Origin of the sequence: Arthrobacter globiformis (genome assembly GCF_003261175.1) — a bacterium.
In the GTDB taxonomy this organism is placed as follows: domain Bacteria; phylum Actinomycetota; class Actinomycetes; order Actinomycetales; family Micrococcaceae; genus Arthrobacter; species Arthrobacter globiformis_A.
Genome location: NZ_QLNP01000098.1, coordinates 51,381 through 77,378 on the forward strand (window position 1 = coordinate 51,381; position 25,998 = coordinate 77,378).

A 25,998-nucleotide genomic window follows, 5' to 3' on the forward strand; every position below is an offset into this window, starting at 1 on the left:
TCCCGGTATTAGTATTGGAGCCATGGTCAGGTTGCCGCTCACATCCGAAGAAGTCGAACGCGGACAGCGTCTCGGTGCCCTGTTGCGTCGTGCCAGGGGAGGGCGCTCGATGCTGGAGACCGCGCTCGATGCCCGTGTCTCACCGGAGACCCTCCGCAAGATTGAGTCTGGCAGGGTAGCGACCCCTGCCTTCCAGACGATCGCTGCGATCGCGGACGTCCTGGGGCTTTCACTCGACGCCGTGTGGGCCGCGATGAACCAGCCCGAACCCGGTGTTGAACCAGCGGGCTCCGGGCGCAACGCAAGTGAGCGGTTGGCTTCGTAGGCCCGCAATCCCGCAACTCCACGGCAGCCCTCGACAAGGTGCTGCCTCCGCCTCGGTGGGGGGCGGGGCGCCCATGCGATGCGGCAGCTACGCGCTTCTGCGCTCCTTGGGCGCCGCGCCGCCCAGGCGTTGCGTGACCTGCCGGGCTGCTGCGGCGCAGGCCTCGCCGAGGCTTTGCAGGGTGTCCGGGGAGACCCGGAACTTGGGGGCCGGAATGAGGACCGAAGCCACGATATCGCCGCGGTGGTCGTACACGGGGGCTGCGATCCCCACTTCCTCGATGGACGTCTCGCCATAGTTGATGGCCCAGCCGCGCGTGCTGACTTCCTCGAGCCGCTGCACGTACGCGTCAAGGGACTGGTCGTCCAGCCCGGGCAGGGTGATGTTGCCGCTCCGGAGCAGGGCACTCACACGCTCGGGCTGTTCGGCGGCGAGGAAAATCTGGACCGAGGCGCTGAGCGCGGTGTTGTAGCGGGCACCGAGCGGGGCTGTGTGCTTGACCTGCTGCCGGCTGGCGATCTGTTCCACGCACATGGACTCGGTGCCGTTCCACACCATGAGCGCGCTGGTCTCACCGGTGCGTTCGGTCAGCTCCCGCAACACCGGATAGGCCACCCGGCGCTCCTCGAGCTCGGCCAGCAACGGCCCGGCCACCGCGATGAGGCCCAGGCCCAGCCGGAAGCGCCGCGTGTCCGGGTCCCGCTCCACCAGGTGTTCCTGCTCGAACGTGGCGAGGATCCGGGACACGGTGCTCTTGTGCAGGCCCACGCGGCTGGCGATCTCGGTGACGCCGAGCATGGGCTCGTCGGCGGTGAAGCTGCGCAGCACGGCGATGGCGTTGACGATCACCGAGGCACCGCGGGCATCTCCGTTGCCTGCGTCTTTGCCTTCGGGGCCGCCGCTTGCGGGGGCGGGGTTCGCGGGTGTTGCCGGGGGAGTCATGGTGTTCACTATATTTCTTCGCTGTTGTGCTTCCGGTCCATTTGCCACGCGGAAGCGGGGGCGGGCATGCCCTCCCGGCCGCCCGCCGTCGTCGTACTTAACCCAAGGCTGCCAAAACGAAAGCCTTGCTGGCAACGGACGGCGGAGGAGGGCATGCCCCAGTTGCCCGGGTGTCAGGCGCTGATGATGTTGTGCTCAGGGCCGAAGGGGAACTTGGTGATGTTTTCGGCGCCGTCCTCGCCCACCACCAGGATGTCGTGCTCGCGGTAGCCGCCGGCGCCCGGCTGGCCATCGAGGACCGTGATCATCGGTTCCATGGAGACCACCATGCCCGGCTCGAGCACAGTGTCGATGTCCTCGCGGAGCTCGAGTCCGGCTTCGCGGCCGTAGTAGTGGCTGAGGACGCCGAAGGAGTGGCCGTAGCCGAAGGTGCGGTTGGCGAGCAGGCCGTGGGACACGTAGATCTCGTTCAGCTCCGCGGCGATATCCTTGCAGACGGCGCCGGGCTTGATGAGTTCCAGGCCGCGGCGGTGGACCTCCACGTTGATGTTCCACAGCTCGAGGGAGCGGGCATCCGGTTCGCCGTAGAACAGCGTCCGCTCCAGGGCCGTGTAGTAGCCGGAGGTCATCGGAAAGCAGTTCAGGGACAGGATGTCGTGTTCCTGGATCTTGCGGGTAGTGGCCCAGTTGTGCGCGCCGTCGGTGTTGATGCCGGACTGGAACCAGACCCAGGTGTCGCGGATCTCGGAGTTGGGGAAGGTGCGGGCGATCTCGTGCACCATGGCCTCGGTGCCGATGAGGGCCACCTCGTACTCGGTGATGCCGGCCGTGATGGCGTTGCGGATGGCCTCGCCGCCCAGATCGCCGATCCGGGCACCGTGCTTGATGACCTCGATTTCCTCGGCGGACTTGATCATGCGCTGGCGCATGGCGGCCTGGGCCACGTCCACCAAGGTGGCGGAGGCGAAGGCGGCCTGGATCTTGTTGCGGCTGTCCAACGGCAGGGAGTCGTCCTCGACGCCGAGCCGGCGGACGTTGATGCCGCGGGTGCGCAGGATTTCCTGGATGGCGTGGATGTAGTTGTCCCGGCGCCAGTCCGTGTACACCAGGTTTTCGCCGTAGCTGCGGCGCCAGGGCATCCCGGCGTCGATGTTTGCGGTGACGGTGACTGTGTCCTCCTTGGTGACCACCATGGCGTAGGAGCGGCCGAAGTAGGTGAACAGGAAGTCGGAGTAGTACTTGATCGAGTGGTAGCTGGTCAGGACGACGGCGTCCAGGTCCTTCTCCACCATGATGCTGCGCAGGCCTGCGAGTCGGCGCTCGAACTCTTCATTTGAGAAAGTCAGGGCGACCTTCTCGCCGTTGTTGAGGACCTTGAGGCGCTCGAGCTTGGCGACGTCGTTGACAGCGTCGTTCTCGGTGATAGTCATGCGGTTTTTCCTTTTCTTTCTTGGGTGGGTGTTGTCAGTGCTGCTGCAGGGGCTTCTTGGAAGTCTCCGCGGCGAACAGCACTGCGATGAGGGAAACCAGGGAGGCGGCCACGAGGTACCAGCCGGGGGCCAGCTTGTTGTGCGTGAGGCCGATGAGGAGGGTGGCCATGAACGGGGCCGTGCCGCCGAACAGGGCGTTGGAGAGGTTGAAGCTGACGGCGAAGCCGGTGTATCGGGTCTTCGTGGGGAAGAGTTCGGCCAGGAAGCTGGGGAGTGTGCCGTCGTTGAGGGTGAGCATGCCGCCCAGGAGGATCTGGACCAGGACGATCACCAGGAAGTTGCCGGTGTCCAGGAGCATGAAAGCCGGCACGGTCAGCAGCATGAACAGCACGGAGGCGGTGATCAGCATCCGTTTGCGGCCGAACCTGTCCGAGGCGATGCCGGTGAGGAAGATGAAGCCAATGTAGCTGGCCAGCGCGATGGTGGTGGCCAGGAAGGATTCGCTGGCGCCGAAGCCCAGTTCCTCGGAGAGGTAGGTGGGCATGTAGCTGAGGATGACGTAGAAGCCCACGGCGTTCAGCAGCACCGCGCCGGTGGCGATGATGAGCTGCTTCCGGTTGTTCCGGAACATGTCCCTGGCGGGTTTTTTGGTCCCGTGGTCCTCTTGGGCGAGGGCGCGGAAGGCGGGGGTGTCCTCGAGCTTGGTCCGGATGTACCGGCCGATGAGGCCCATGGGCGCGGCGAGCAGGAACGGCAGGCGCCATCCCCAGTCGTGCAGCTGGGATTCGCTGAGGACTGACGTGAGCAGTGCGGCCAGCAGGCTGCCGAGGAGCAGGCCCGCCGCGGTGCTTGCGGGTACGACGGCGGCATAGAGTCCGCGGCGATGTGCCGGTGCATACTCCACCAGGAAGGCGGAGGCGCCTGCGTACTCGCCCGAGGCGGAGAACCCCTGGACGACGCGGACCAGCAGGAGCAGGACCGGCGCCAGCAGGCCGATGGTGCCGTAGCCGGGGATCAGGGCAATGCAGAACGTGGCCACGGACATGATGACGATCGAAAGCGACAGTGCTTTCCGCCGTCCGAGCCGGTCGCCGATGTGGCCCCAGAAGAAGCCGCCCAGGGGCCGAACGAAGAAGGAGACGGCGAAGACGCCGAAGGTTGCCAGGAGCGCTGTCTGGCGGTCTGCTTCAGGGAAGAAGACAGCGGAGATGATGCCGGCCAGGTAGCCGTAGACGGCGTAGTCGAACCACTCGACAAAGTTGCCGATGAAGCTCGCGGTGATGACCCGGCGTCGGGTGTCCTTGCTGACGTCGTCGCCGGTGTGGGCTGTGCTGCTGTTGGGCTGGCTGGTCAGCGGCTCTGCTGCTCCGGCCGGTTGGGTTATCGGGTGTTCCATGTGTCCACCAATAAACTTGGGGTTGCTTCTGTTGCAACGCTGTTGCACCAGAGTAGGCGTGACACAGCTCGCCCGTCAATGGGTATTTTGTTGTACCTTTCGGGGTTCGGCCATTGACTGGTCCATCTGATTGCGTCCTCGAACTGGCCAGGCGGCGTTGCTGTGGGTGCAACACTGTTGTGATTTCAGCCGCAGTAGGCGAATCGAGATGAGCGCGTCCGCACCGTTCGTCGGATGCCAATTCTTCAGGATGAGGGCGGCCTCGAGCGTCTGCTCCGGGTGTAGGAGGAGAGGCGCGGCTTGTCGCGGTGGGGCCTGAAGTCGTCCGCAGGTGTTGGCCGGCGGTTCGCTGGGAGCTAGGGGAGGCTCCGCTGCTCAAAACCAGTTGTAGTTGACCGTATCGAGGCCCTGGGTTCCGCTCTCACAGGCCGGTGCGCCGACAAGGCGGCGCACCGGTCCGGACGCTGAACCGCCTGGAGACGCAGCTGCTGGGATACGTCCCCGCGCTCACCGGAGAAATCCCTACCCTGAACGAGGAACTGCCCGAACTGGATGGGATGCTCAGCGAGAAAGTCACCGAACACCAGCACACTCAGGCTGCTGAGCATGTCCGGCATCGGTCCCCTCCCGGCGTGGTCCGTCAGCGCGTCACTTCCTCCAGTAGTTCCAGCACATGCCGATAGTCCTTGCCCGTTGCCCGAGTCATTCCCAGTTCGCACGTGCGGTTGCACGACGCGTGCGCCGACGCGCCCATCCCGGCAACCTCTTCGCCCTGTTTCCGGGTGGCGGATGCCGTGAGTTCGGGGTGGAGCATGCCGCGGTCCCCGGCGAAGGCGCAGCAGCCCCAAGTCACCGGAACATCCACCTTCTCCGCCACCGCATCGGCCACCGCATTAAGGGCATCGTTGATCCCCATCCGCGTCGACGAGCAAGTGGGGTGCAGGGCGAGCGAATCGAGCTTCTGGTGATCCCCCAGCCTGGGCACGATGTGCTCGGCGGCGAAATCCACGGCGTCAACAATCCGGAGCGGGCGCTGGCCCCGCGCTGGGGCATCAATTTCCATCGCTTGGCGGAGCCCCTCCGTGCAGGAGGACGCGTCGCAGATAATGTCGAGTTCGCCGTCACGGGTTGCTTCCCGCAATGCCGCCAGGGTCTTCTCCTGCATGGTCTCTTGGCCGGCCACCAGGCCCTTGGACGACCATGGGGTGCCGCAGCACAGGGAATCGATGCCGTCCGGGACCAGCAACGTGATGCCTGCCCGCTCACACAGCTGTTCCAGGCTGTACTGAACGCCCCGGCCAGCCTGCTCGCTCTCTCCCGCATCGGACCCGGAACCGCCTGACCCAGCCGGCCCGAACATCGTTCCCACGCACGCGGGGAAGTAGACCGCGTCCGGTGCCCGGTCCGGCGTCGGGCGCTTCCTGCGTGAACCGCCGGCAGGCAATTCAGGTGAGTACAGCGGAACGGTGTCTGTGCCGAGGACCGCGCGGGCTGCCTTGTTGGGTGGAACCACGGCCGCAGCGGGAAGCTTGTTCACCACAGTGAGCGCCAGCGATGCCCCGCGGGTGACTCCTTCCCAGTGCTTCGCCGCGGCGTTCCACACTCCGTTCTCCACGGGGCCGGACTCGGAACGCCGGATCCGTTTCACCAACAGGCCGGTGTTGATTTCGACAGGGCAAGCCGTCTGGCACATGCCGTCCACGGCGCAGGTTTGCACTGATTCGTAGTCGTAGTCCTTTTCGAGCTGCTTCACCAGTGCGGCGTCGCCTGCCAGCCGGGCTGCCTCGATGGCGCGCAGGGTGACGATACGCTGGCGGGGCGTCAGGGTGAGGTCCTTGCTGGGGCACACCGGTTCGCAGTACCCGCAGGACACGCAGCGGTCCACTTCTTCAGCCACCGGAGGCGCCGTCTTGATGTGGCGGAGGTGCGCCTGCGGATCATCATCCATCAGGACGCCGGGATTCAGCATCCCGGCGGGGTCGAACAGCTGCTTGATCCGGCGCATCACGCCGTACAGCTCGTCCCCGTACTGCCGCCGCACATACGGGGCCATGACGCGTCCGGTGCCGTGCTCGGCCTTGAGTGAGCCGCCTTCGCCCAGGACGAGGTCCACCATGTCCTCGGTGAATGAGCTGTATCTGTCCAGCTCATCGGCAGTAGCGAAACCATCGGTAAGCATGAAGTGGACGTTCCCGTCCTTCGCGTGGCCGAAGATCACGCTGTTGCTGTAGCTGTATTTATCGAAGAGCCTGATCAGTTCCCTGCAGGTGCGGCCCAGGACGGGGACCGGAACCACAATGTCTTCCAGCAGGGCCGTAGTGCCCTGCGGGCGGGCGCCAGCCACGGAGGCGTAGAGGCCCTTCCGGAGGTGCCACAGTTGAGCCCGGGCGGACGCGTCACGGGTGAACTGCGCGGGAGCCGCAAGCTTCAACTCCGCCAGGGCATTCCCGCCGCCCTCCTGCAGGGCCTCCAGCTCGTCCGGCTGCCCGGCCGAGTATTCCACCAGCAGCGCCGCATGCTCGCGGACCGCAAGGTCCTGCACGACGGCGGGAGTCCCCTTCAGCGTCTGGCCCACTTTGAGTGACAGCGCATCCATGAGCTCAACGGTCGCGGCGCCGGTTTCCACGATCGCCGGCAGTGCGCCATTGGCGGCCTGCAGGTCGGGAAAGACCAGCAGTCCGGTGGCAGCATGCGTCCGGCGCGGGATGGTGCGGAACACCGCCTCCGCCACGAAACCCAGCGTGCCTTCGCTGCCGACCATTAGGTGGGCCAGCATGTCCACCGGTCCGGTGTAGTCCAGCAAAGAGTTCAGGCCGTAACCCATGGTGTTCTTCATGGAAAACTGCTGCCGGATCCGGCGCACGGAATCGCTGTTGCCGCGCACCCGGGCGGCCAGCTGGGCCAGGCCCTCATACAGTTCGGGTTCCAGCGTCCGCAGCCTGGTGTCCGCGTCCGGCGCTCCCGTATCGATCACCGTCCCCGAGGGCAGCACGACGGTCAGGGACTCCATGGTGCGGTACGCATTGTCCACCGTGCCGCAGTTCATGCCGGAGGAGTTGTTCGCCACCACCCCGCCGATGGTGCAGGCGGATTCGCTGGCCGGATCGGGGCCGAACTTCCGCCCGTAAGGAGCCAGCCGCGCATTCAATGCCCGTACCGTGACGCCGGGCTCCACGCGGACCCGGGCGCCGCCGTCGAGCACTTCAATGTCCTTGAAGTTACGGCGCACGTCCACCAGCACGCCGTCCGTGACCGCTTGGCCGCTCAGGCTGGTTCCCCCGGAACGGAGGGTCAGCGGAACGCCCTGCGCGGCACTGGCACGGAGCAGGCCGCCCACTTCCGCCGCGTTTCCGGCCATGACCACTGCCTGCGGGATGAGCAGGAAGTGGGAGGCGTCGTGGGCATTGGCATGCAGGTCGATGGCCCGCGTTTTTACTTGGGCGGAATCAGCCACGGCCTGCCGGAACTCCGCCAGCTTGAGGCTTGTCATCAGGGGACCATCCAATCGAGCATCGGGGTGGACTGCAGGAAGATGAGGATGGTGATGAGGGCCAGCAAACCCAGGCTCCATCCGATCAGCTTGCGGAACAGCGTTCCTTCCGCACCCTCAAGGCCCACGGCTGCTGAGGCAACGGCGAGGTTCTGCAGCGACAGCATCTTGCCCATCACGCCCGCTGAGGAGTTGGAGGCTGCCATCAGGACCGGCGAGAGGCCGGTCTGTTCGGCCGCGGTGGCCTGCATCTGCCCGAACAGCGAGTTGGACGAGGTGTCGGAACCGGTCAGGGCAACTCCGATCCAGCCGATCAGCGGCGAGAGAAAGGCAAAGAAGCCACCGGCGGACGCCAGCGCGAAGCCCAGCGTGGTGGTCTGGCCGGAGAGGTTCATGACGAAGGACAAGGCCAGAACCGCGGTGACAGTGACGATAGTCCAGCGCAGCTGCGCCACGGTCTCGCGGTAGATACGCATTCCTTGTCGCGGCTTGATCCGGTAGAGGGCCATGGTGAGGATGCCGGAGAACAGGAGCAGCGTTCCGGTGGACTTTAAGTGGTCCAGCTTGAACTTGGTTGCCGCCACCGGGTTGCCGGCCGAGTCCTCGATGTGCAGGCCGGGCCATGCGAAGGTCACGCTGCCCACCTGTCCCAGCCAGGCCTTGATGAAGGGGATCTGGGCAACGGTGAAGACCGCGATGATGATCAGGTACGGTGCCACGGCGAACCAGACCTGGCGGGGTTCGGGGCGGGTGTTGTCGGTGGGGACACCGTCCACGCCCAGACCGCCGCTCAACTGCCCGGTTGCCGTCGTCTTCTTCTGCACAGTGGGGCCGCTGGTGCCGCTGGCCATCGCCGGCACGGACACCGGCTCCGCACTTCCGCCCACACCGACCGTTTCCTTGGGCTGCCACGTCTTCAGCATCAGCAGCACTGCTGCAACGGTGACCACTGCAGCGACGACGTCGGTCAGTTCCACGGCCAGGTAATTGGAGGTAACGAACTGCGCGGCAGCGAAGGCCGCGCCGGCCACCAGGGCCACCGGCCAGGTCTGCTTGAGGCCCCGTTTGCCGTCCACGATGAAGACGAGCAGGAGCGGCACGATCAGGGCGATGAATGGCGTCTGGCGGCCGGCCATTGAGGCGAGGTCGTGAAGGGGCAGGCCGGTGACGCCGTTCAGGGCGATGATGGGTGCGGCCATTGCGCCGAAGGCCACGGGGGCGGTATTTGCGAGGAGCGAGACTACGGCGGACTTCAGCGGTTTCATGCCGGCCGCCATCAGCATCGCGGCTGAAATCGCCACTGGCGCACCGAAACCGGCCAGGGATTCGAGGAGGGCGCCGAAGCAGAACGCGATCAGGATGGACAGGATGCGAAGGTCGTTGGTGATGGAACGGATGGTCCGGCCCAGGACTTCAAACCATGGCGTGGCCACCGTGAGCTTGTAGATCCACAGGGCGTTCACCAGGATCCACAGGATGGGAAAGAGCCCGTAAAAGATACCCGCCGCCGTCGCACCCAGCGCCTGGTCCAGTGGCATGCGCCAGCCGGCAACGGCCAGAACCAGGGAAAGGGCGAGGCTGGCGATGGCGGCCTTGGCCGCCTTGACCCGGAAGACACCCAGGAGGACAAAGAGCAGGCCCAACGGAAGGGCGGCGCATAGGGCCGAAAGCAACAGGGACCCGCCAATGGGGTCGAGGATCTGCTGAAACATGAAACTCCAGATCGTGATGGGCGCCACATCGGCGTGACAGCAAACCAATTGTCTAACAAGTACACATGTAGGTCAAACGTTGTGAGTACTTGTCTGGCAAAATGGAGAAAATGTGATCAGCCGCAGAAGAACGGAGATGCGTGGCCAGCCGGATATCAGCTGTCTCAATTGTCGAAGCGGTGGCTTCAGACCTGAGGGTCCGCATTTTTTCGGGCGAATTGGTCTCCTCCCAAGCGCTGACGGAGACCGACATTGCCTCCTCCTACGAGGTGGCCCGCCCTACAGCCAAGGCCGCCATCGAAAAGCTCGTTGCCGAGGGGTTGCTGGTTCGTGGCGTGCACAAGACCGCACGGGTGGCCGATCTGGGCCCGGAGTCGGTACGCGACATCTATCTTGCCCGGGCCTATCTGGAGAGCGAAGTGCTCCGCAGGCTTGCCGCCGGCCGGACGGTGCCGGCAGCGGCCGTGCAGGCCAACCGGGACATCGCCGCGCTGAAGACAGGTGCTCCGCTGGACGTGGTGGAGCCGGACATGCGGTTCCACACCAGCCTCATTGACGCCCTGGGCAACGAGCGGATCAGCAAGATGTACTCGTCCCTGGTGGCGGAAGTCCGCCTCTGCATGTCCCGGGTGCAGTCGCTCCATCTCCTGGACACCGCACTGATCCAAGCCGAGCACCAGAAGCTCCTGGAACTCATCGAAGCCGGCCAGGGTGAGGACGCGGCCCGGCTGCTCGACCAGCACCTCGGGCGCGCGCGCGAACGGTTGGTCGCCGCCATGGGCGGCGAGGCGGGACCCGAAGCCGAGCTGCCGTCCAGCCTGGTGGGGGAGTAGCCGGAGCTAGGCCACTGCCCGACGGAAAGCGGGGCGTAACCTGTAGTGCCACCAGCAGGCAACGCTCGACGGCATCAGGACCGCAAAGCTCCCAATGCACCCTGCTAACAGCCGAAGCGTTGATTCAGTCGTTGCGCACGCTGTAGGTGCTGACGACGTTGCCCTTGCTGGTCCCGTACTGGTCCTTGAGTTCCAGCCTTGTCAGCGGATCGCCGTCCTCGAACAGCCGCCGCCCACTGCCGGCCACGACGGGGTGCGTCATCAGGGTTAACTCATCGAGGAGGCCGGCGAACAGCAATTGCCGCGTGACTGAAATACTGCCGCATACGGCGATCTCACCGCCGTCGCGCTTTTTGAGATCTGATACGAACTCCTCCAGCGGCGCATCGACCAGGTGCGAGTTTTCCCATTCCAGCGGCTCCGAAAGGGTGCGCGATACGACGAACTTTTCCACCGGATTGATGAAGGCGGCGAAGTCCTCGTCCCGGGAGGCGTTCGGCCAGTAGCCCGCCCATTCCTGATAGCTGACCCGCCCGAGGACGACTGTGTCCACGGTGTTGATCATCTTGGTCAGTCCCTTGCCGAGGTCCTCATCGAAGCTGTCGAACTGGAACTTGAACGGGTCCTGCACCACGCCGTCCACGGAGTGGAACAGTCCGGCCGTCACTTTGCGCATCGCTTCCTCCAATATCGGGTCGTCAGGCATTACGGTATTCGGCCGCGGCGGGCGTTGGAAGGGTTTGAAGCAGCCGCCTCGCGGCGGTTTGACGTGCCGAAGCCGGGCGGGTGGACTGTGTGGACGTGCAATGATGCAGCCCGTTGCCCGGCTTTACGTTAACGGTGCCGTGGGGAACCACGCCAGGAATCATGGGCGGGCTGCAATTATCAAAAAGACAACGGACGACAAGGTCCGGCTGAAGGCCGTGCAGGCCGGCGACGCGACCACCGGGCCTCTAAGCTGGCTTAGGAATTGGCGCCGAATTCTTGGGGGGGGCAGAAATGGCACACCGCGCTGCCTTCGGTATTGTCGCGGCCGTAGCGCTGTTACTTTCGGCGTGTTCGGCGCCGCAGGCGGACCCGGCAGCGCCGTCGGCTGTGCCGTCGGGTCAGCAGGAAATGCCGACGGCGGTTGTGCAGAGTTCCGGAGGCAAGAAGGCCGTGGTGCACGCCGGGGTGTCGTCCGCCCCGGAGGAAAGCGGCCAGCTCGTCGGCACCCTTGCCGCGGCTGGGGCCGGATGCGTCGTGGTGCGGGCTAGCGACGGGGAAGAAACCACTCTGGTCTTTCCCCAGGGCACGGCGTTCAAGGGCGAAGCGCTCGCATTGCCGGACGGTTCATCCCTGTCCGAAGGCGACAACGTGGCCCTGGACGGTGCGCGTGTTCCGGCTGATGAGAAATTGAGCGTATGCCCTAACTACCGCAGGCTCTTTTCAGTAGTGAGAGCCACTGTCAACCCGTAGCGGCAGGACGTGACGACGCGTCGCGTGTGAAGGGGCTAGCCGCGGGCGACGAGCAGGTTGTCGTGGACCTTTTTCCAGCCCTCTGACTGCAGTTGGTTCGTGTCGTAGCCGTCAGTAACCAGCATTGTCGACCCGGCGCCGCGGACATCGACCTTGACGATTTCACCGTCGCTCACCGGGCTCGAGCAGCTCGATCCCCACATCGGGGGAGTGGCGGTCGGAACAACTATCAGGCATGCCGCGTGGGACTCTTTCTTAGTGACGGCGAAGTACTTGACGCCGTCGTCAACGACGAGCAGGCGGACATTTTCCGGATTGTCGACATCGCTGACTTGGACTCCGTCCGGGAGCCGATCATCCGCCGTCGCCGGGCGGTCGAGTGCCTTGAGTTCTGAGGGGGCCGAGCAGCCGGTGAGCAGCAACCCGACCAATACGGCTGCAATTAGCGGAACTGAGTAACTATTCATAGCGCTGCCCCCTCAGGCTTGGTGTTGCCTTGACGCTACACGGCGGTTTTGTTTTTGAGAACTTTTCCCGCCCACCTCCATCACGCTTCGGTGGAGGCTGGCGAGCAGGAGTTGATCGACGCTCCCTCACCTTTCGCCGGCCTTTCCAACGCGTCCTCACCTGGGTCGTTTGTTTCTGGAGGTTGAGTTTCAAGGCGAGCACCGCCATCGGACTTCCGGATGGGGTATCTTGCGGGTATCCGACCGGAGCCAGCTAAGAGGAGTCATCGTGGAATACATGCTTTTCATCTGTACCGATCCCACAGCGTCGAAGTATGTGGCCGCCGAGGACAACATTGAGGAATGGGGCGCCGAGATGGAAGCCCGCGGTGTTGCCCTGCACGGGGACAGGCTGCGTCCTGTTGAGGATGCGACCACTGTGACGGTTCGCGGGGGAGAAGTGGTGGTCTCAAACGGGCCGTTTGCGAAGACGGAGGGGTGGATCGCGGGCTACGACATCATCAAATGTACCGATCTCGACGAGGCGATCGAAGTGGCGTCGAAGCACCCCATGGCAAAATTCGGAAAGATCGAGATCAGGCCGGTGTGGCCGCTCGGCGAGTAGTTCTCAGGTCCGCTCTTAAGACGCGTGGCCGCCGTCGTCCGCTCCGCCCTGAAGGTGAGTGGCCGCCGTCGTCCGCTCCGCCCTTAGGCCTTGCACTTCGAGGGCTGACATTCAGCCCCAAAATACGAGGGGGCGTGTCCTGTCTCTTCGGATCAGCGGTCGATCGACGCCATGTTGGTCTCGTCGTGGCGTTCCCCGGCGGCCGGTCGGAGCATGTTCAGCCGGTTCAGTTGGCCGGCGGTGAGTTCGATGCTGTCGGCCGCGGTGTTCTCCTCGAGGCGTGAGACCCGGCGCGTGCCGGGGATGGGGGCGATGTCGTTGCCGCGGTCAGTAGCCAGGCGAGGGCAGTCTGTGCGGGGGTTGCTCCGACCTCGGCGCCGATAGCTTTCACCTCGTCGACTATCGCGAGGTTCCGGTGGAAGTTCTCGCCGGTGAAGCGCGGGTTGGTCTTGCGCCAGTCGTCGTCGGGAAAGTCATCCACGGAGCGGATTTGACCGGTCAGCCGGCCATGACCGAGCGGTGAATATGGGACGAAGCCGATGCCGAGTTCGCGCAGCAGCGGCAGGATCGATTCCTCAACGTCGCGGGTCCACAGGGAGTACTCCGTCTGCAATGCCGTGACCGGCTGGGCGGCGTGTGCCCGGCTAATGGTCTCCGGGGAGGCTTCTGACAGCCCGAAGTGCAGCACCTTGCCCTCGGCGATCAGGTCCGCAACGGCCCCTGCGGTTTCCTCGATGGGGGTGTTCTTGTCGACCCGGTGCTGGTAGTAAAGGTCGATGTGGTCGGTGCCGAGGCGCTTGAGGGAGCCTTCTACGGCGGCTTTGACGTTCGCGGCGCTGCTATCGATCACGCCGGGGCCGCCGTTGAAGTGGGAGACCAGGCCGAACTTCGTGGCGATTTTGACCTGGTCCCGGCGTCCCTTGATCGCCTGGCCCACGATCTCTTCGCTGAGGAACGGTCCATAGATCTCGGCCGTGTCGATGTGGGTGACTCCGAGATCGAGGGCGCGGTGGATCGTACGGATCGACTCCGCGTTATCCAGGGTGCCCTCGCTGGTGTAGGTGCCGGCCATAGTCATGGCACCGAGTCCGATGGCGGAGACTTCAAGGTCTCCAAGGCGTGCGGTCTTCATTGTGGGTTCCCTTTCAATAAGAGGTGTGCTGGTGTTGCTACTGGGCTTCAACCGACAGGATGAAGCCGAAGGCCCCGTGAAGTTCGATGCCGTCGGACCCGGCCCTGCGGGCCCGTGCGGCTGCTGCGATGAAATCGTCGCGGAGCTGTTCGACTTCGGGTAGGGTGAGCGCCCGGGCACTGGTGGTCTCGTCGTCGGAGGGTCATGCTCTGACGCAGTGCCGTCTTCGTGGCTGTGCTGGTTGGTCAGTGGGGCGAGAGCGAACCGGTTCTGCAGCACGGAACCCGTGGCGAGAGTCAGTGGATCGGTCAGTAATGGCATAGCTGTTTCCTCAGGAGTCGTAGGACAGTGCTGCGGAGAGCGCACGGTTCGTTTCGATCTGTTCCTGGACGGCGGCTTGCTTCTGCTCGATTGCGGCCATGGCGTCGGCGCCCGCGACGAAGCGCGCGGGAAGGCTACCTCGGTCGGAGAGCATGACCAGCGCGTCGGCCAGTTTTGCCGGGTCGCCGCCCTGCTGTCCGGTCATGCTCTTCCAAGCCGCGACGGTGGAAGCTGTCTCCTCGGCGTAGTCCTCGATCTGCATTTCCGGCCAGATCGTCGAGGAGCCTTCGACCAGCAGTTCGGTGCGGAAGAAGCCCGGCTGGACGGCCATCGTTTCAATGCCGAACGGCGCAACCTCCAGGCTCAGGGACTCCATCCACCCTTCGAGCGCGAATTTCGACGCTGCGTACGCTGATGTGAACGAGCCGCCGACAAACCCCGCGGTCGAGGTTACCGTGATGATTTGGCCTGAGCGTTGACCGCGCAGGACTGGCAGGACGGCGCGGGTCACATTCAGAGGACCGAAGAAGTTCGTTTCCATCTGTGCCCGGATCTGCTCGGGGCTGAGGGTCTCGAAGTAGCCGGCGTAGAAGTTCCCGGCGTTGTTGACCACTACGTCAATGCGGCCGAAGCGGTCCACCGCAGCCTTGACGGCGGCTTCCGCCGCGGTTGGATCAGTGACGTCGAGCGCGAGTGTGAGCAGGTCCTTATGGGCTCCAACTGCTGACGCGACCCGGGCCCCGTCGCGGCCGGTGGCGACGACCGAGTGCCCTGCGGCCAGAGCGGACTGGGCGATGTCGACGCCCAACCCGCGGCTTGCCCCGGTGATGAACCAAACGTTCTTTTCTGCCATGACTGCATGTCCTTCTACTTGGCGGATCCGGCCCGTTGCCCATCCGATGACGTGATAGATCCAGTAAAGGAGAACCCAAAGGCCGGAAGCAGACCCGCTTTATAGGGTTAATGAGCGGGACCCCCTCAGCGTTGGTGCCCGGCGTAGATTTAGAGCATGACCGTCGCCGCCAACATCCGTGAGTTCCTCATTACGCGCCGGTCGCGGCTGACCCCTGCAGAGGCCGGGCTGCCCGACTTTGGAGGACGCCGCCGGGTGCCGGGCCTGCGCCGCGAAGAGGTGGCCCTGCTCGCTGGAATGAGCGTTGAGTACTATGTGCGCCTGGAACGGGGCAACGCGTCAGGCATCTCGGACGCCATCCTCGACGGCATCAGCCGCGCGCTCAAGCTCGACGACGCCGCGCACGCCCACCTTTACGATCTCGTCCGAGCGGCAAACCGGGGCACACGGACGCCGCAACGAAGGCCTGCCTCCCGCACCCAGCAGATCCGTCCCGGCACCCGGCAGATCCTGGACGCGATGACGTTTCCTGCGATCGTACAGAACGGCAGGATGGACGTCGTTGCTACCAATACGCTCGGTCGTGCGCTGTTCTCTGAGATGTTTGTGGAGCCTCGTGAGCCTGTGAATTTCGCCCGTTTCCTCTTCCTGGATCCCAGGGCCAGGGTTGCCTACCGCGAATGGAACGACTCTGCCGAGCAAATCGTAGCCCTGCTCCGCGCCGAATCAGGGCGCGTGCCCTCCGACCGTGCCCTCAGGAACCTCATCGACGAGCTCTCAAATGGCAGCAGCGAGTTTGCGGCGCTCTGGGAAGCCCACGACGTGCGGATACACCTCGCCGGCCAGAAACTCTTCCGTCACCCTGACGTGGGTGACCTCGATCTCAGTTACGAAGCCATGCAGCTCATGACCGACCCGGGGCTCCAATTCGTTGGCTTCACAGCCGAACCGGGATCCTCCACTGACCACGCCCTCCGCCTGCTCGGAAGTCTCGCGGCACGCCACCCCGAGGAGATCAGGCTCGAAAGGTAGAAAAGCGCCCAATAGAAGGGCGCCCACTTCGGGTCGGTCCATGCGCAGCACCTGTTGGAGGATCCTGACGTGGTGATTCGGGGCAACCGGGTGCTTCACCTGCTCTACCGGGTGCGTCGATGACCGATCTGAGCGGGTGCGCGAAGAAGTCCACTGTGAACGGTGACAGTACCGTGCAAAGGTCTCAACACTCGATGCGACATCGCCCAAGTAGCCGTGGTCAGGCTGCGCTCGCAGCAACAGGTGGAGCGGTGGATGGTGCGCCACTGCGATGGGCCCTGGACAATAACGCGCGGTAGATCGTTTACGGCGTCAGCGGACCGCGGATGACGCGCAACGCGAGGCCGACGTCGCCGTCGAGCACGGCCGTTTCGGAAAGGCTGGCGCGGCCCCAGAGGCCCAAGTACATATCCTGTGGTGCTGCGGTGACCGATGCCACGACTTCTCCGGTTCCGAAATTCCACACTGTGCCGCCGGGCAGACGGAATGTCACAGCCTTTCCCGGGTCGGTCATTCGCTGCAGCCGGAGCTGCCTCGGTGCGAACATGGCCAGGGCTTCGTCGATCCCGTCGAGCATGAAGTCCTCGGCGAATTCCGGGTCCGCCAAACCGGACGCCTGGTGTGCGTCGACGAGGTGGATGGCGTGCTCGTGCGCCTGCCGGCGGAGCCAGAAACCGGCAGTGCGCGGGGGAGGGCCGAAGTTCCAGCACGGCGCCGCGGGGTCCAGTGAGGTCATGGTGGCCAGGAAGTCAGGCGCTCCGTCAAGGAACCAGGACGCTGCTTTCTCCGCAGGCGGTGCCGGCTCCTGGACGTACTGCCCGCCGCGAACCACCGCGGCAGCCCACCGTTCTATCGAACCGAGATGCCCGAAAAGCGCATCCAGAGTCCATCCAGGACAGGCCGGAACTGGGCTATTTAGCGTGCTCTCCGGTTGGCGCGCCAGTACTTCGAGGGCACCGAGGCTGCTGGTGAGTTCGGCAATGTAGCGATTGGGCAACATGGGTCGAGCATAACGCTCACTCACTGCGCCGTTTCCGCGCTGTGGGGACTCCTGCACAAACAGGCCGCCGGACAGATGTGAAGGCGGGATCTACTGCGATACACCTTGAGTCAGCCGCGGTGCCGGGCGCAGGAAGTCGACAAAGAATCCAATGAGGTTGCCGCCGAAAACTAACGCCAATGCCGGCATGAGCGATAGGGGACCCACGTATGTCCGGATGTCAACGCCGGCGAACATCAGGATGACGGTTACCAGCACGTACGCGAGGGCCAGCAGCGTAGCGAAGGCGCCGACGACCTTCCCCCGTGACCAGCGGCTCTTCTTCGGAAACTGCTTGGCATACTCGGCGGCAGTGCCAAATTCGTTTCTCGCCGGCACTCCTGTAGCCGCTTCATGAGCACGAACATCTTCCAGGGATTCGGCGATTTCACGTTCCGAGAATCCGCGTATCCGGAGATTGAAGGCGAGGTCACGCTCGTATTTCATGGAGTCTCCTGTCTGTCTGCGCGAAAATTCTTCAGCACTTCATCCATCTGGGACCACGCGTTCGCCGCTCTTGCCAACTCGCGGCGGCCCTGTTCTGTGACGGTGAACTGTTTGCGTCCTGGCCCTGCTGTGTCGTGCTGCCATTCATGGCCGACCAGGCCTTGGTCTTCTAGCCGTTTCAACAGCGGATACAAGGTTCCGCCCTTGATCTTTGGGAACCCGCGGGAGCTCAACACTTCGAGCATGGCGTAGCCGTGCATGTCCCCGTTCCTCAGCACCGCGAGTACCGCATGAGGCAGGGCTGCCCTGGTCAGCTCCTGTTGCCAGTCGATTTCTTGCACAGGTAGATAGTCGCACTACTTAGGTTGCATGGCAAGCTTCCCCCGTAAGCGTCGGGTGGGAGGCGACGGGGTGTGAGGAAGCGTGGGTGGCCGCTAGGGGAGGGGTGCCAGGCGGGTTGCCAGGTGGAGGCCGACCAGGCGGCCGGTTCCCCTGGGGTCGCCGCCGCAGAGGTCGAAGATGCGCTGCAGCCGGTGGTACATCGACTGCCGTTCGAGGTGCAGTTCGCGTGCTGCCTGAGCCGTGTTGCAGCCGGAGTCGAGCCACACCGTCAGGGTCTGCAAGAGCTGCGAGTTCCGCTGCTCGTCGTGCTCGAGGAGCGGTCCCAGCGTCCGGCGGACGAAGTCGCGGCGGGCACCGGCCTCGAGACTCTCGGCAGCCAGTCGCTCGGCAGCAAAGGCATCCGCATCCCGCACCTGCCGGGCGGGACCGCCTGCACGGCCTGTCCGGGGCGCCAGGTCCAGGGTCCGGCGGGCTTCCGCCATAGACCAGGCCGCCTCGCCGATGCCCAGCCCCAGAGGTCCGACGGCGATCGCGGAACCTTCCGGGACTTCCAGGTTGCCCAGGGCCTCGATCATAGAAGCGCGCGCGGCCCGGGTTCCCTCGCGGGGGAGGCCGGCCAGCGCGATGAGTTCCAGCTTGTCCACGTAGCTCGCGGCATGCGGAACCGCCCCTGCCAGGAGCGCGTCCAGCGCCGGGCGCAGCCGGCCCGATGTGGCGGAGCGGACCGTGACGGCGGCCACCGGCCCGTCGATGGCGAAGCCCGCCGCCGCACCCAACTGCTCCAGCCGCCACGGCTGGGAGCCGGAATGGACGGCTCGCATCAGTTCCGCTCCCGCCAGTTCCTTCAGGCCCGGCGGCATCCGCTGCAGCAACGCCAGGCCGAGAATGTCGACGGACCGTTCGCCTGCCACCCGGATGAACGTCGGGTCGACGCCTTCGGGCAGCTCCAGCTCCAGCCGCGCTGCCAGCACGCCGCGGACCGGCACGTCGACCGCCGTCGTGCTTACTGCCCCGGAACTCACTGTTCCAGAACCGCCGGTTTCCGGACCGCTACCGGCACCGCCGCCGTCGGCCGCTCCCGCACTCCCCAGCGTCAGGCCCGCCGGCGACATCAGCCGCACGCCGCTCCCGGTCTGCCCGGCGAGCACGGCGAGCACCTCGTCCAGCCCGCCGCCGTGGGCGAGTTCGGCGGCCATGGCGTGGCTGATCTCGTCGCCGCGCTGCAGCAGCTCTACGGACTGGCCAATCAGGATCGAGTTGATCTCCTGCATGATGCCGACGAAGGGCGCCACCTTGCGGAGCTCGAACAGCGGCAGGCCGTTGGACTCGGCTGCAACCAGCATCGACTCGGGAATGTCGGGCAGCGCAGGCCCGGTCTCGATGGCCAGGGCGGCGACGCCGCGTCCGGCGAGCTCGCGCACGTAGCCGACCCGCCGTTCATCGGTGGCCGCAGCAAGGGCCTGCCCGCCGCTGAGGAGTAACTCGCCGCCGCGGAGCAGGGGAGCGATGTCCAAGACCTCGCTTGAGTGCACCCACCGCACCTGCCTGCCCTCCACGGCGGAGGCGCCGGCGCACAGGAGCGGATCAGCTGCCGTAACGCTGCGGTGGTTCAGGACTTCGTCGAGGAACATGACACTCCGTCATAAGGAAGGCGATTCTCTTAGACGGATCGTACCTTGTTGCTGTGATGTGGCGCACATAGGCTTAATCCATCCCTTCTTCACGGAGGCTCTTCTTCCTCATACGGAGGCTTTTCCGATGCACAACTCCTCAACACCGCAGTCCGGGCCCGCAATGGAGCAGGCCGAGGACTTCGAAGCCTGGCTGCAGCCCATTCCCGAATCCGCGCGCACCCGCAAGGTCTCCGGCCAGTTCTGGATCTGGGCCGGCGCAAACCTCGCCCCGATCAACTGGGTCCTGGGCGCCCTGGGCATCAACCTCGGACTGGGGTTCGCCGACACCGTCACCGTCCTGGTCCTGGGCAACCTGATCGGCATGCTGCTCTTCGGCTGCTTCGTCCTGCTCGGCCAAAAGACCGGCGCCACCGGCATGGTCCTGGCCCGCGCCGCGTTCGGCCGCCGCGGCAACTACCTGCCGGCCGCCATCCAGGCACTGCTGGTGGTGGGCTGGTGCGCCGTGAACACCTGGATCATCCTCGACCTGGTCATGGCACTCTTCGGCACGCTGGGCTGGGTGGATCCTGCCGCCCACAACTACGCCTGGAAGATCGGCGTCGCCACGTTCATCATGGCCGCCCAGGTTGCCATCGCGTGGTTCGGTTACAAGGCCATCGCCGCCTTCGAAAAATGGACCGTGCCGCCCACCATCATCATCCTGGTGGTCATGTCCGCCGTCGCGTGGTTCGGCCTGAAGATCGACTGGACCTACGCCGGCCCCGCCGGCAACATCCTGGAAGGCTCAGAGCGTATTGCCGCCATGAGCGCCGTGATGACGGCCATCGGCATCGGCTGGGGCATCACCTGGTTCACCTACGCCGCCGACTACTCCCGCTTCGTCAGCACCTCCGTGCCCAAGAAAAAGGTCTACCTGGCCTCGGTCCTGGGCCAGTTCATCCCCGTCGTCTGGCTCGGCGTCCTCGGCGCCAGCCTCGCCACCAACAGCGGCGAGGTCGACCCCGGCAAGCTCATCGTCCAAAACTTCGGCGCCATGGCCCTGCCCGTCCTCCTGATGGTGCTGCACGGCCCCATCGCCACCAACATCCTGAACATCTACACCTTCTCAGTGGCCACGCAGGCGCTCGACATCACCATCAGCCGCCGGAAACTCAACCTGTTCGTCGGCGTCTTCTCGCTCATCGCCGTCGTCTACTTCATCTTCCAGGAGGACTTCGCCGCGGTGCTCGACGCCTGGCTGATCGGCCTGGTGGCCTGGGTGGCTGCCTGGGGCGGCGTGATGCTGGTGCACTTCTTCTGGCTGGAGAAGCGCTGGCCCGGCAACGTGGAACGGCTGTTCGACGGCGTCGGCACCCGGCGTCTGCCCGTGGTCAACTGGGCCGGCGTGACTGCGCTGCTCGCCGGTATCTTCGCCACCTGGCTGTTCATGTACGGGCTGGTTCCGGTGATGCAGGGCCCGATCGCGGTTGCCCTGGGCGGGTGGGATCTCTCCTGGCTGGCCGGCGGCCTTACCAGCGCCGCGGTCTACGCGGTTCTCGGCCCCCGGCTACACCGGCCATACGTGACGGTGACGTCCGACGGCGGCACCGCGGCTGTGGCGGCCAGCGCACCTTCCGCCGCGGAGACACCCCAGCCGGTTCCCGCCGTCGAACTCTAAATCCTTCTCTTCCTCTGCACTTCGCCCTCTGACGAAAGGAACCCCGGCATGAGCACCAGCGCCTTCGCGGATTCCCAGCACCCCATCACCTGGCCGGCCGGCTTCAAAGCCGCAGCATCCTTCACCTTCGACGTCGACGCCGAATCCTGCGTCTTCGCGCACGACCCCACCAGCACCCGGCGCATGTCGCTCATGAGCCACCAGTCGTACGGGCCGAAGGTCGCTGTGCCCCGGTTGCTGCAGATCCTGGCGCGGCAGGAGGTGCGCGGGACGTTCTTCATCCCCGGGTTCACCGCGGAAAGCTACCCCGACGTGGTGCGGCAGATCGTCGACGGCGGCCACGAGGTTGCGCACCACGGCTACCTCCACGAACCGATGCAGGGGATCGACGCCGCCACCGAGGCGAGCTACATGGACCGGGGACTGGAGACGCTGGAGAAGGTCGCCGGAATCCGTCCGGTTGGGTACCGGGCTCCGTGGTGGGAACTGAACTGGCACTCGCCGGCGCTCCTGGCTGACCGAGGCTTCCTCTACGACTCGAGCCTGCTCGACGGCGACGCACCGTACCGGATGTCGGTGTCCTCGGGTTCACCCTCCGGTGCCGGCGACACCCGCGACATCGTGGAGATCCCCGTGGACTGGACCCTCGACGACTGGGAGCAGTACGCGTTCTACCCCGGCGTGACCGGCAGCGGCGTGATCGAAAGCCCCGCGAAGGTGCTGGAGATGTGGACGCTTGAGGCGGAGGCGCACCACTCACAGGGAAGCTGCTTCGTGCTCACGAACCACCCGTTCATCTCGGGCCGGCCGTCCAAAGCCGTGGCCCTGGAGCGGCTGATCGAGCGGGTCAAGGGCATGGACGGCATGTGGGTGACGACCCTGGAGCAGATCGCTGAGCACACCAAGGCGACCGTTTCCGAGGTCCACACGCACGCCAGGATCGACGTGCCTGCCGCCCCCGGTTACGGCGCGCGGTTCAAGCCGGGGCAGGTGCAGGTGCCCGTACTCAGCTAACGCGGCGTGGTTTAGAGACGACAGTCGAGCGCGAGCGGACACTTGAGGCCCTTCATTGCGGGGGCGCCAAGTGTCCGTTCGCGCTTTCTGGGTTGATGCGTACTACTGTCCCTTTAGTGCCCGGCCTTCACCGTCAGCACCTTCAGCGCGGCGGCGTTGACAGCCGCGGCGAACGCAGGATTGTGCTGGGCGAGCTGAAGCACCGCGGAGTACATGGCGGGAATGGCGCGGGGGTTGGCGCACAGCAGCATGGTTCCGCCGGCGTTGATGAAGCTCGTGGCCCGGGTGCCCAGGGCCCACGGTGCCAGCTGCGCCGCGTTGCACAGGTCGTCGGACAGGACGACGCCGGTGAAATGCAGGTCCGAGCGCAACATCGTCCGCATGATCAGCGGTGAGAACGGCGCGATGTGGCCGGCGTCGATGCGCGTGTAGTAGGCGCTGGAGACCATCACCCACCGGGCACCCGACTGGATGGCGGTCCGGAACGGCAGCAGGTACGGGTCCGTGCGTGTGGTGACGGTGTCCTTCACGTTCCGCGTGGTGTCCGTGTTCAGAGTAACGCGGCCCAGGCCGGGGAAATGCTTGACGACAGGGGCGATGCCGGCCTGTCGCATGCCGGCTGCGAAGGCGCCGCCATGAGCTGAGACCGCCTGCGGCGTGAACCCGTATTCGCGGCCAAAGAAACCGATCGGCGCGTTATGCGGAGCGAACTGTCTGCTCGGCACTGTGTCCAAAACCGGCGCCAGGTTCATGGTGAGCCCGGCCGCGCGCAGCTGGCTTCCCCACACGCGCGCGCTTGTCTGGAGGACCGCCGTCGTCTGTGTTCCCTGCGACAGTGCCGTGGGAATAGCCGAAAACCCCGGCCCGCCGAGGACCTGGACGAAGCCGCCCTCCTGGTCGGTAGCCACGGCAAGGCGGATGCCGCCCGTGCTGGCCGCCGACACGGTTGCCGTCATCCGGCGAACGACGGCGGCCGTCGCCGCAGTGCCCGCGCGGCTGCGCCCCGCGAGGTACACATTGCCGACGTGGTACCTGGTGAGGCCGGACATGGTGTTGGCGTCCGCTCCGGCGGCCGTGGCCGCCACCATGAACAGCTGGCCGATACGCTGCGCCAGCGTGAGCCGGGCGAGCTGCTGCGCCGGAGTGGGTGCAGCCGGAGTGGGTGCAGCCGGAGTGGGTGCCGCCGTGGCGGCGGCAGTATGGCGGGCGGCGGGCTTGGGTACGGTACGGCGGACAGCTGCGGGCTGGCTTGTTGAAGGTCGGCTTACGGCGGGCCGGGGCGTTGCGGGCAGGAGCTCGGCCCTTGTCGCCGACTGGGACTTGCTTGTCGCGGGCTGGGGAGGGCCGCCCGCGGCAGACAGAGCGAGCAAAAGCGCGGCTCCGACAACTGCCAATTTACTCAGATGATGCATGTTCACACGGCTTTGCTGGGGCACACATATATCAATGAGCGTACGCCGTTTCCGCCCTGCCGGATTCACCCCTCCGCGCCTCGTTTTGCCAAAAAGGGCCGCCTCGAAGCACTTCGAGCGGCCCTTTTAGGCCAAACGGCGGAGGAGGGCAACACTGCAGGGTGCGGCGGGTCAGGCGGAGGTCTGCCTCAACCGGCCGACTTGAGCTTGGCATACACCACGTAGTTGTCGTTAAAGAGGCCGGTGGCGGGGTCGTAGCCGTCGCAGGTGATGAGCCTCAACTCCGGGCCCTTGGTGTTGCCGTAGACCTCGAACGTGGGGAAGTCGTTCTTGCTGTACGCGGTGGTCCTGGCCACCGTGAAGACGGTGGCACTCTTGTCGGCGCGCTGCACCCTGATTTCCGCACCCGTCTTCAAAGCGCGGAGGTTGGCGAAGACGCCGGGACCGCCATCAGTGGCGTTGACGTGCCCCAGCAGTACGGCCGGGCCCGTCTCACCGGGCGACGGCGACCCGGAGTACCAGCCGGCAGGCGCACCCGGCCCGTCCGGCGGCACTTCCAGCGACCCGTTTGCCCGGAGCTGCAGCTTCACCAGCGGGGACTGGACCCCGATGGAAGGAACAGCCACCGACACGGGAGCGGGAGCCGGCCGGACAGGAGAGGGCACAATCGCTCTCCGGCCGGCCGCCGCCGTCGTGCTTTTGGTTGATGCCGGCGTTTTGGTTGGCGGCTGCGAGGACGAAGGGGCCGGGGACGCTGCCGCCGGCGGTGCCGCCGTGGTGGGGGCCGACGACGGCGCTTGGGTTCCGCAGCCGGCCAGGAGCAGGCTGCCGAGCAGCAGGAGGGCAGCCGCGCTGCGCTGACGCTGGAATGAGGAATCCATGGCTCAGTGGTGTTCTTTCCAGCAGGCCAGGATGGTGGTGGCCACCTGGTAGGCGAAGTCGGTGGGAGCCACCTTCTGGGGCCCGACGGCGGCCGGCAGCCCGGTGGCGTTGACGTACAGGGTGCTGCTGTCCTTGAGGAATATGACCGCCCCGCCGGGGGTCTGGGCCGCCGGGAAGCCGAGGTTTGCGAGGCCCTTGATGGGTGCCGCTTCGAGCTTGTCCTGCAGGGCGTCGAAGTATTTGCGTGCCGGGGCGGGGTCAGGGGATTCCTTCACCGAGATCACGAGCGGACCTTCGGCAAGGTGGTAGGTGCACGTGTAGGTGCTGTCCGTCCATTCGTCCACGGTGTGCGGAGCCTGCTTCAGGGCCAAGATGGAGGAGATATCGTCCTTGGTTTCCTTTCCGCAGATCATTTTCAAGGCCTCGGAGGGGCCGGGAGATTGGGGGGCGGAAGATTGGGTTTGGGCGTGCGGGTCACCGGAGTGCGTAGCCGCCGGGCTCGACGGCGGCGGTGGTGCGCTCGCTGTTTCAGCCCGCCCCGTGCTTCCCGCGGCTGCGGCGCAGCCTGACAGCAGCAGCGATGCCACGGCCAGCGACACCATCGCGTGGTTGCGGTTCTTCGTTGCTCTGATCATCCTCATCGTCCTGTCCTGGAGTGTGGTTCTTCGGTGTGGCCGGGAGGTACTCCGGCTGCCGCGGAGGCCGCGAAGGCATCCGCGGCAACCGGAATCGGTGCCCGATACCCTATGCTGCGTCGGCTGCCCTGCGGCGGCGGACCATGTAGGTTCCGCCCGCTGCGGCAGCGAGGACGAGGCCGCCGCCCAAAGCCAGCACCCCGGCGTCGTTCTTCTGCGGAGTCTGCTCAACACCGGTGTCCGCGCCGCCCACCGGCATGGCCATCTGGCCGGCGGTCAGGGTGCCGCAGAGGGCCGGCGACGTGGCGGCCAGCGGCAGGCTGGGCACGAGGTCGCTCTTGGCGGCCTGGCCGGCAGCACTCAGGGTCGCAGGGTCGAGGCCGTGGACAACAACAACGGCGGTGCCGTTATGCAGGGCTGCCTTGGTCTCGGCGTTGAGCGGGAAGCTGCGGTCGATGGTGTAGGCGCCGCCCTGGCCGGCGACCTTAAGGTCCAGGCCGGCTGCCGGGCTGGTATCGCCGCTGGTGGAGAGCGTGGTGCCGATCTTGCCGTAGGCCGGGGCGCCCTCGGTGGTGGAGATGACGCCGTCGCCGTTGGCATCGGCTGACGGGGCGGGGCACTGGCCCTTGGCGCCGACATGGATGTGCTGCACGTGCGGGTACGGGGCGTTGTTGAACGTCGTGGCGAGGCCGGAGACGTTGAGGACCACGTGCGCCTGGTCGCCGGTGACGTGCAGGGTGATGTTGCCCGAAGCGGAGCTGCCGTTCAGCTGGCCGAGCGCGGCCTGGTAGGTGTGGTCGCCGTCGTGGGCCATGGCAGGTGCGCCGGACAGGGCCAGTGCGCCGAGAGCGAGGGTCGGGACGGCCAGAAGTCGCAAAGTCTTATTCATCGGAAGCGTTCTCCTCGTGCGAGTGGTGGTGGATCTCCCGTGGATGGGACAC

Annotated in this window: 24 protein-coding genes and 2 pseudogenes; 8 read left to right on the plus strand and 18 right to left on the minus strand. The window is 65.7% G+C overall.

What is annotated here, in order from left to right; translation table 11 throughout:
• Nucleotides 1-22 precede the first annotated feature (22 nt).
• A complete protein-coding gene (locus DBZ45_RS16815) occupies nucleotides 23-325 on the plus strand; it encodes a helix-turn-helix domain-containing protein (RefSeq protein WP_111905020.1) in 303 nt (100 codons plus the stop codon).
• An 87-nt stretch (nucleotides 326-412) separates the two neighbouring features.
• On the opposite strand, the gene DBZ45_RS16820 is transcribed toward DBZ45_RS16815, so the two are convergent.
• The 5 genes from DBZ45_RS16820 to DBZ45_RS16845 all read right to left on the minus strand — a co-directional run bounded on the left by DBZ45_RS16820 (nucleotide 413) and on the right by DBZ45_RS16845 (nucleotide 9,295).
• On the minus strand, nucleotides 413-1,267 hold the full coding sequence (locus DBZ45_RS16820) for an IclR family transcriptional regulator (protein ID WP_111905301.1): 855 nt from the start codon (nucleotides 1,265-1,267) through the stop codon (nucleotides 413-415).
• 173 nt (nucleotides 1,268-1,440) lie between these two features.
• Complete coding sequence (locus tag DBZ45_RS16825; RefSeq protein ID WP_111905021.1) at nucleotides 1,441-2,697, minus strand: aminopeptidase P family protein; 1,257 nt, start codon at nucleotides 2,695-2,697, stop codon at nucleotides 1,441-1,443.
• Nucleotides 2,698-2,731: 34 nt separating this feature from the next.
• Nucleotides 2,732-4,093, minus strand: coding sequence for an MFS transporter (locus DBZ45_RS16830; RefSeq protein ID WP_111905022.1), 1,362 nt, complete (start codon nucleotides 4,091-4,093; stop codon nucleotides 2,732-2,734).
• A 640-nt stretch (nucleotides 4,094-4,733) separates the two neighbouring features.
• Entirely contained in the window at nucleotides 4,734-7,583 is a 2,850-nt protein-coding gene (locus tag DBZ45_RS16840; protein ID WP_111905024.1) for an FAD-binding and (Fe-S)-binding domain-containing protein, read from the minus strand.
• The gene (locus DBZ45_RS16845) at nucleotides 7,583-9,295 is read right to left on the minus strand and encodes an L-lactate permease (protein ID WP_111905025.1); all 1,713 of its coding nucleotides are present in this window, start codon (nucleotides 9,293-9,295) and stop codon (nucleotides 7,583-7,585) included. Before DBZ45_RS16845 ends, DBZ45_RS16840 begins: the two co-directional genes overlap by 1 nt.
• Before the next feature lie 140 nt (nucleotides 9,296-9,435).
• On the opposite strand from DBZ45_RS16845, the gene DBZ45_RS16850 reads away from it, so the two are divergent.
• A complete protein-coding gene (locus DBZ45_RS16850) occupies nucleotides 9,436-10,128 on the plus strand; it encodes a GntR family transcriptional regulator (RefSeq protein WP_111905026.1) in 693 nt (230 codons plus the stop codon).
• Between the two features lie 124 nt (nucleotides 10,129-10,252).
• Here the strand turns inward: DBZ45_RS16850 and DBZ45_RS16855 are convergent, their stop codons facing one another.
• Nucleotides 10,253-10,804 carry a dihydrofolate reductase family protein gene (locus DBZ45_RS16855; RefSeq protein WP_111905027.1) on the minus strand — a complete coding sequence of 184 codons (552 nt, stop codon included), beginning with the start codon at nucleotides 10,802-10,804 and terminating at the stop codon, nucleotides 10,253-10,255.
• A gap of 323 nt (nucleotides 10,805-11,127) precedes the next feature.
• On the opposite strand from DBZ45_RS16855, the gene DBZ45_RS16860 reads away from it, so the two are divergent.
• A complete protein-coding gene (locus DBZ45_RS16860; RefSeq protein ID WP_111905028.1) occupies nucleotides 11,128-11,586 on the plus strand; it encodes a hypothetical protein in 459 nt (152 codons plus the stop codon).
• 35 nt (nucleotides 11,587-11,621) lie between these two features.
• On the opposite strand, the gene DBZ45_RS16865 is transcribed toward DBZ45_RS16860, so the two are convergent.
• Nucleotides 11,622-12,053 carry a hypothetical protein gene (locus DBZ45_RS16865; protein WP_146617536.1) on the minus strand — a complete coding sequence of 144 codons (432 nt, stop codon included), beginning with the start codon at nucleotides 12,051-12,053 and terminating at the stop codon, nucleotides 11,622-11,624.
• 277 nt (nucleotides 12,054-12,330) lie between these two features.
• Between DBZ45_RS16865 and DBZ45_RS16870 the strand changes: the two genes are divergently transcribed.
• Nucleotides 12,331-12,657 (plus strand): YciI family protein, encoded by a 327-nt coding sequence (locus DBZ45_RS16870; RefSeq protein ID WP_111905302.1) that lies wholly within the window; start codon nucleotides 12,331-12,333, stop codon nucleotides 12,655-12,657.
• Nucleotides 12,658-12,809: 152 nt separating this feature from the next.
• Here the strand turns inward: DBZ45_RS16870 and DBZ45_RS16875 are convergent.
• The 3 genes and pseudogenes from DBZ45_RS16875 to DBZ45_RS16885 form a co-directional block, all read right to left on the minus strand.
• Nucleotides 12,810-13,789: pseudogene (locus DBZ45_RS16875) on the minus strand (aldo/keto reductase).
• A 37-nt stretch (nucleotides 13,790-13,826) separates the two neighbouring features.
• On the minus strand, nucleotides 13,827-13,919 hold the full coding sequence (locus DBZ45_RS23695) for a hypothetical protein (RefSeq protein WP_369073526.1): 93 nt from the start codon (nucleotides 13,917-13,919) through the stop codon (nucleotides 13,827-13,829).
• Between the two features lie 201 nt (nucleotides 13,920-14,120).
• Nucleotides 14,121-14,963: an SDR family oxidoreductase gene (locus DBZ45_RS16885; protein WP_111905030.1), complete on the minus strand. Its 843-nt coding sequence runs from the start codon at nucleotides 14,961-14,963 to the stop codon at nucleotides 14,121-14,123.
• Nucleotides 14,964-15,119: 156 nt separating this feature from the next.
• Here DBZ45_RS16885 and DBZ45_RS16890 point away from each other — a divergent pair, with 156 nt between their 5' ends.
• Together DBZ45_RS16890 and DBZ45_RS16895 are read left to right on the plus strand one after the other, a co-directional pair.
• Nucleotides 15,120-15,995, plus strand: a complete 876-nt coding sequence (locus DBZ45_RS16890; protein WP_111905031.1) for a helix-turn-helix domain-containing protein — start codon at nucleotides 15,120-15,122, stop codon at nucleotides 15,993-15,995.
• A 24-nt stretch (nucleotides 15,996-16,019) separates the two neighbouring features.
• Nucleotides 16,020-16,118: pseudogene (locus DBZ45_RS16895) on the plus strand (dihydrofolate reductase); the annotation flags it as partial.
• 181 nt (nucleotides 16,119-16,299) lie between these two features.
• Here DBZ45_RS16895 and DBZ45_RS16900 read toward each other — a convergent pair.
• From DBZ45_RS16900 to DBZ45_RS16915, 4 genes are all read right to left on the minus strand, one after another.
• On the minus strand, nucleotides 16,300-16,995 hold the full coding sequence (locus tag DBZ45_RS16900) for a maleylpyruvate isomerase family mycothiol-dependent enzyme (RefSeq protein WP_111905032.1): 696 nt from the start codon (nucleotides 16,993-16,995) through the stop codon (nucleotides 16,300-16,302).
• Nucleotides 16,996-17,085: 90 nt separating this feature from the next.
• Nucleotides 17,086-17,481: a hypothetical protein gene (locus DBZ45_RS16905; protein WP_111905033.1), complete on the minus strand. Its 396-nt coding sequence runs from the start codon at nucleotides 17,479-17,481 to the stop codon at nucleotides 17,086-17,088.
• The gene (locus tag DBZ45_RS16910) at nucleotides 17,478-17,822 is read right to left on the minus strand and encodes a PadR family transcriptional regulator (RefSeq protein ID WP_223257131.1); all 345 of its coding nucleotides are present in this window, start codon (nucleotides 17,820-17,822) and stop codon (nucleotides 17,478-17,480) included. The genes DBZ45_RS16905 and DBZ45_RS16910 overlap by 4 nt, the downstream gene beginning before the upstream one ends.
• Nucleotides 17,823-17,915: 93 nt before the next feature.
• The gene (locus DBZ45_RS16915) at nucleotides 17,916-19,454 is read right to left on the minus strand and encodes a PucR family transcriptional regulator (protein WP_111905034.1); all 1,539 of its coding nucleotides are present in this window, start codon (nucleotides 19,452-19,454) and stop codon (nucleotides 17,916-17,918) included.
• Nucleotides 19,455-19,581: 127 nt separating this feature from the next.
• Here DBZ45_RS16915 and DBZ45_RS16920 point away from each other — a divergent pair, with 127 nt between their 5' ends.
• Together DBZ45_RS16920 and DBZ45_RS16925 are read left to right on the plus strand one after the other, a co-directional pair.
• The gene (locus tag DBZ45_RS16920) at nucleotides 19,582-21,114 is read left to right on the plus strand and encodes a purine-cytosine permease family protein (protein WP_111905035.1); all 1,533 of its coding nucleotides are present in this window, start codon (nucleotides 19,582-19,584) and stop codon (nucleotides 21,112-21,114) included.
• 48 nt (nucleotides 21,115-21,162) lie between these two features.
• Nucleotides 21,163-22,128 carry a polysaccharide deacetylase family protein gene (locus DBZ45_RS16925; RefSeq protein ID WP_111905036.1) on the plus strand — a complete coding sequence of 322 codons (966 nt, stop codon included), beginning with the start codon at nucleotides 21,163-21,165 and terminating at the stop codon, nucleotides 22,126-22,128.
• A gap of 113 nt (nucleotides 22,129-22,241) precedes the next feature.
• On the opposite strand, the gene DBZ45_RS16930 is transcribed toward DBZ45_RS16925, so the two are convergent.
• The 4 genes from DBZ45_RS16930 to DBZ45_RS16945 form a co-directional block, all read right to left on the minus strand.
• Nucleotides 22,242-23,522: a glycoside hydrolase family 3 N-terminal domain-containing protein gene (locus tag DBZ45_RS16930; protein ID WP_223257132.1), complete on the minus strand. Its 1,281-nt coding sequence runs from the start codon at nucleotides 23,520-23,522 to the stop codon at nucleotides 22,242-22,244.
• Nucleotides 23,523-23,728: 206 nt separating this feature from the next.
• The gene (locus DBZ45_RS16935) at nucleotides 23,729-24,421 is read right to left on the minus strand and encodes a class F sortase (RefSeq protein WP_111905037.1); all 693 of its coding nucleotides are present in this window, start codon (nucleotides 24,419-24,421) and stop codon (nucleotides 23,729-23,731) included.
• A gap of 3 nt (nucleotides 24,422-24,424) precedes the next feature.
• Nucleotides 24,425-25,057: a hypothetical protein gene (locus DBZ45_RS16940; protein ID WP_223257133.1), complete on the minus strand. Its 633-nt coding sequence runs from the start codon at nucleotides 25,055-25,057 to the stop codon at nucleotides 24,425-24,427.
• A 109-nt stretch (nucleotides 25,058-25,166) separates the two neighbouring features.
• Nucleotides 25,167-25,946 (minus strand): hypothetical protein, encoded by a 780-nt coding sequence (locus tag DBZ45_RS16945; protein ID WP_111905038.1) that lies wholly within the window; start codon nucleotides 25,944-25,946, stop codon nucleotides 25,167-25,169.
• Nucleotides 25,947-25,998: the final 52 nt, after the last annotated feature.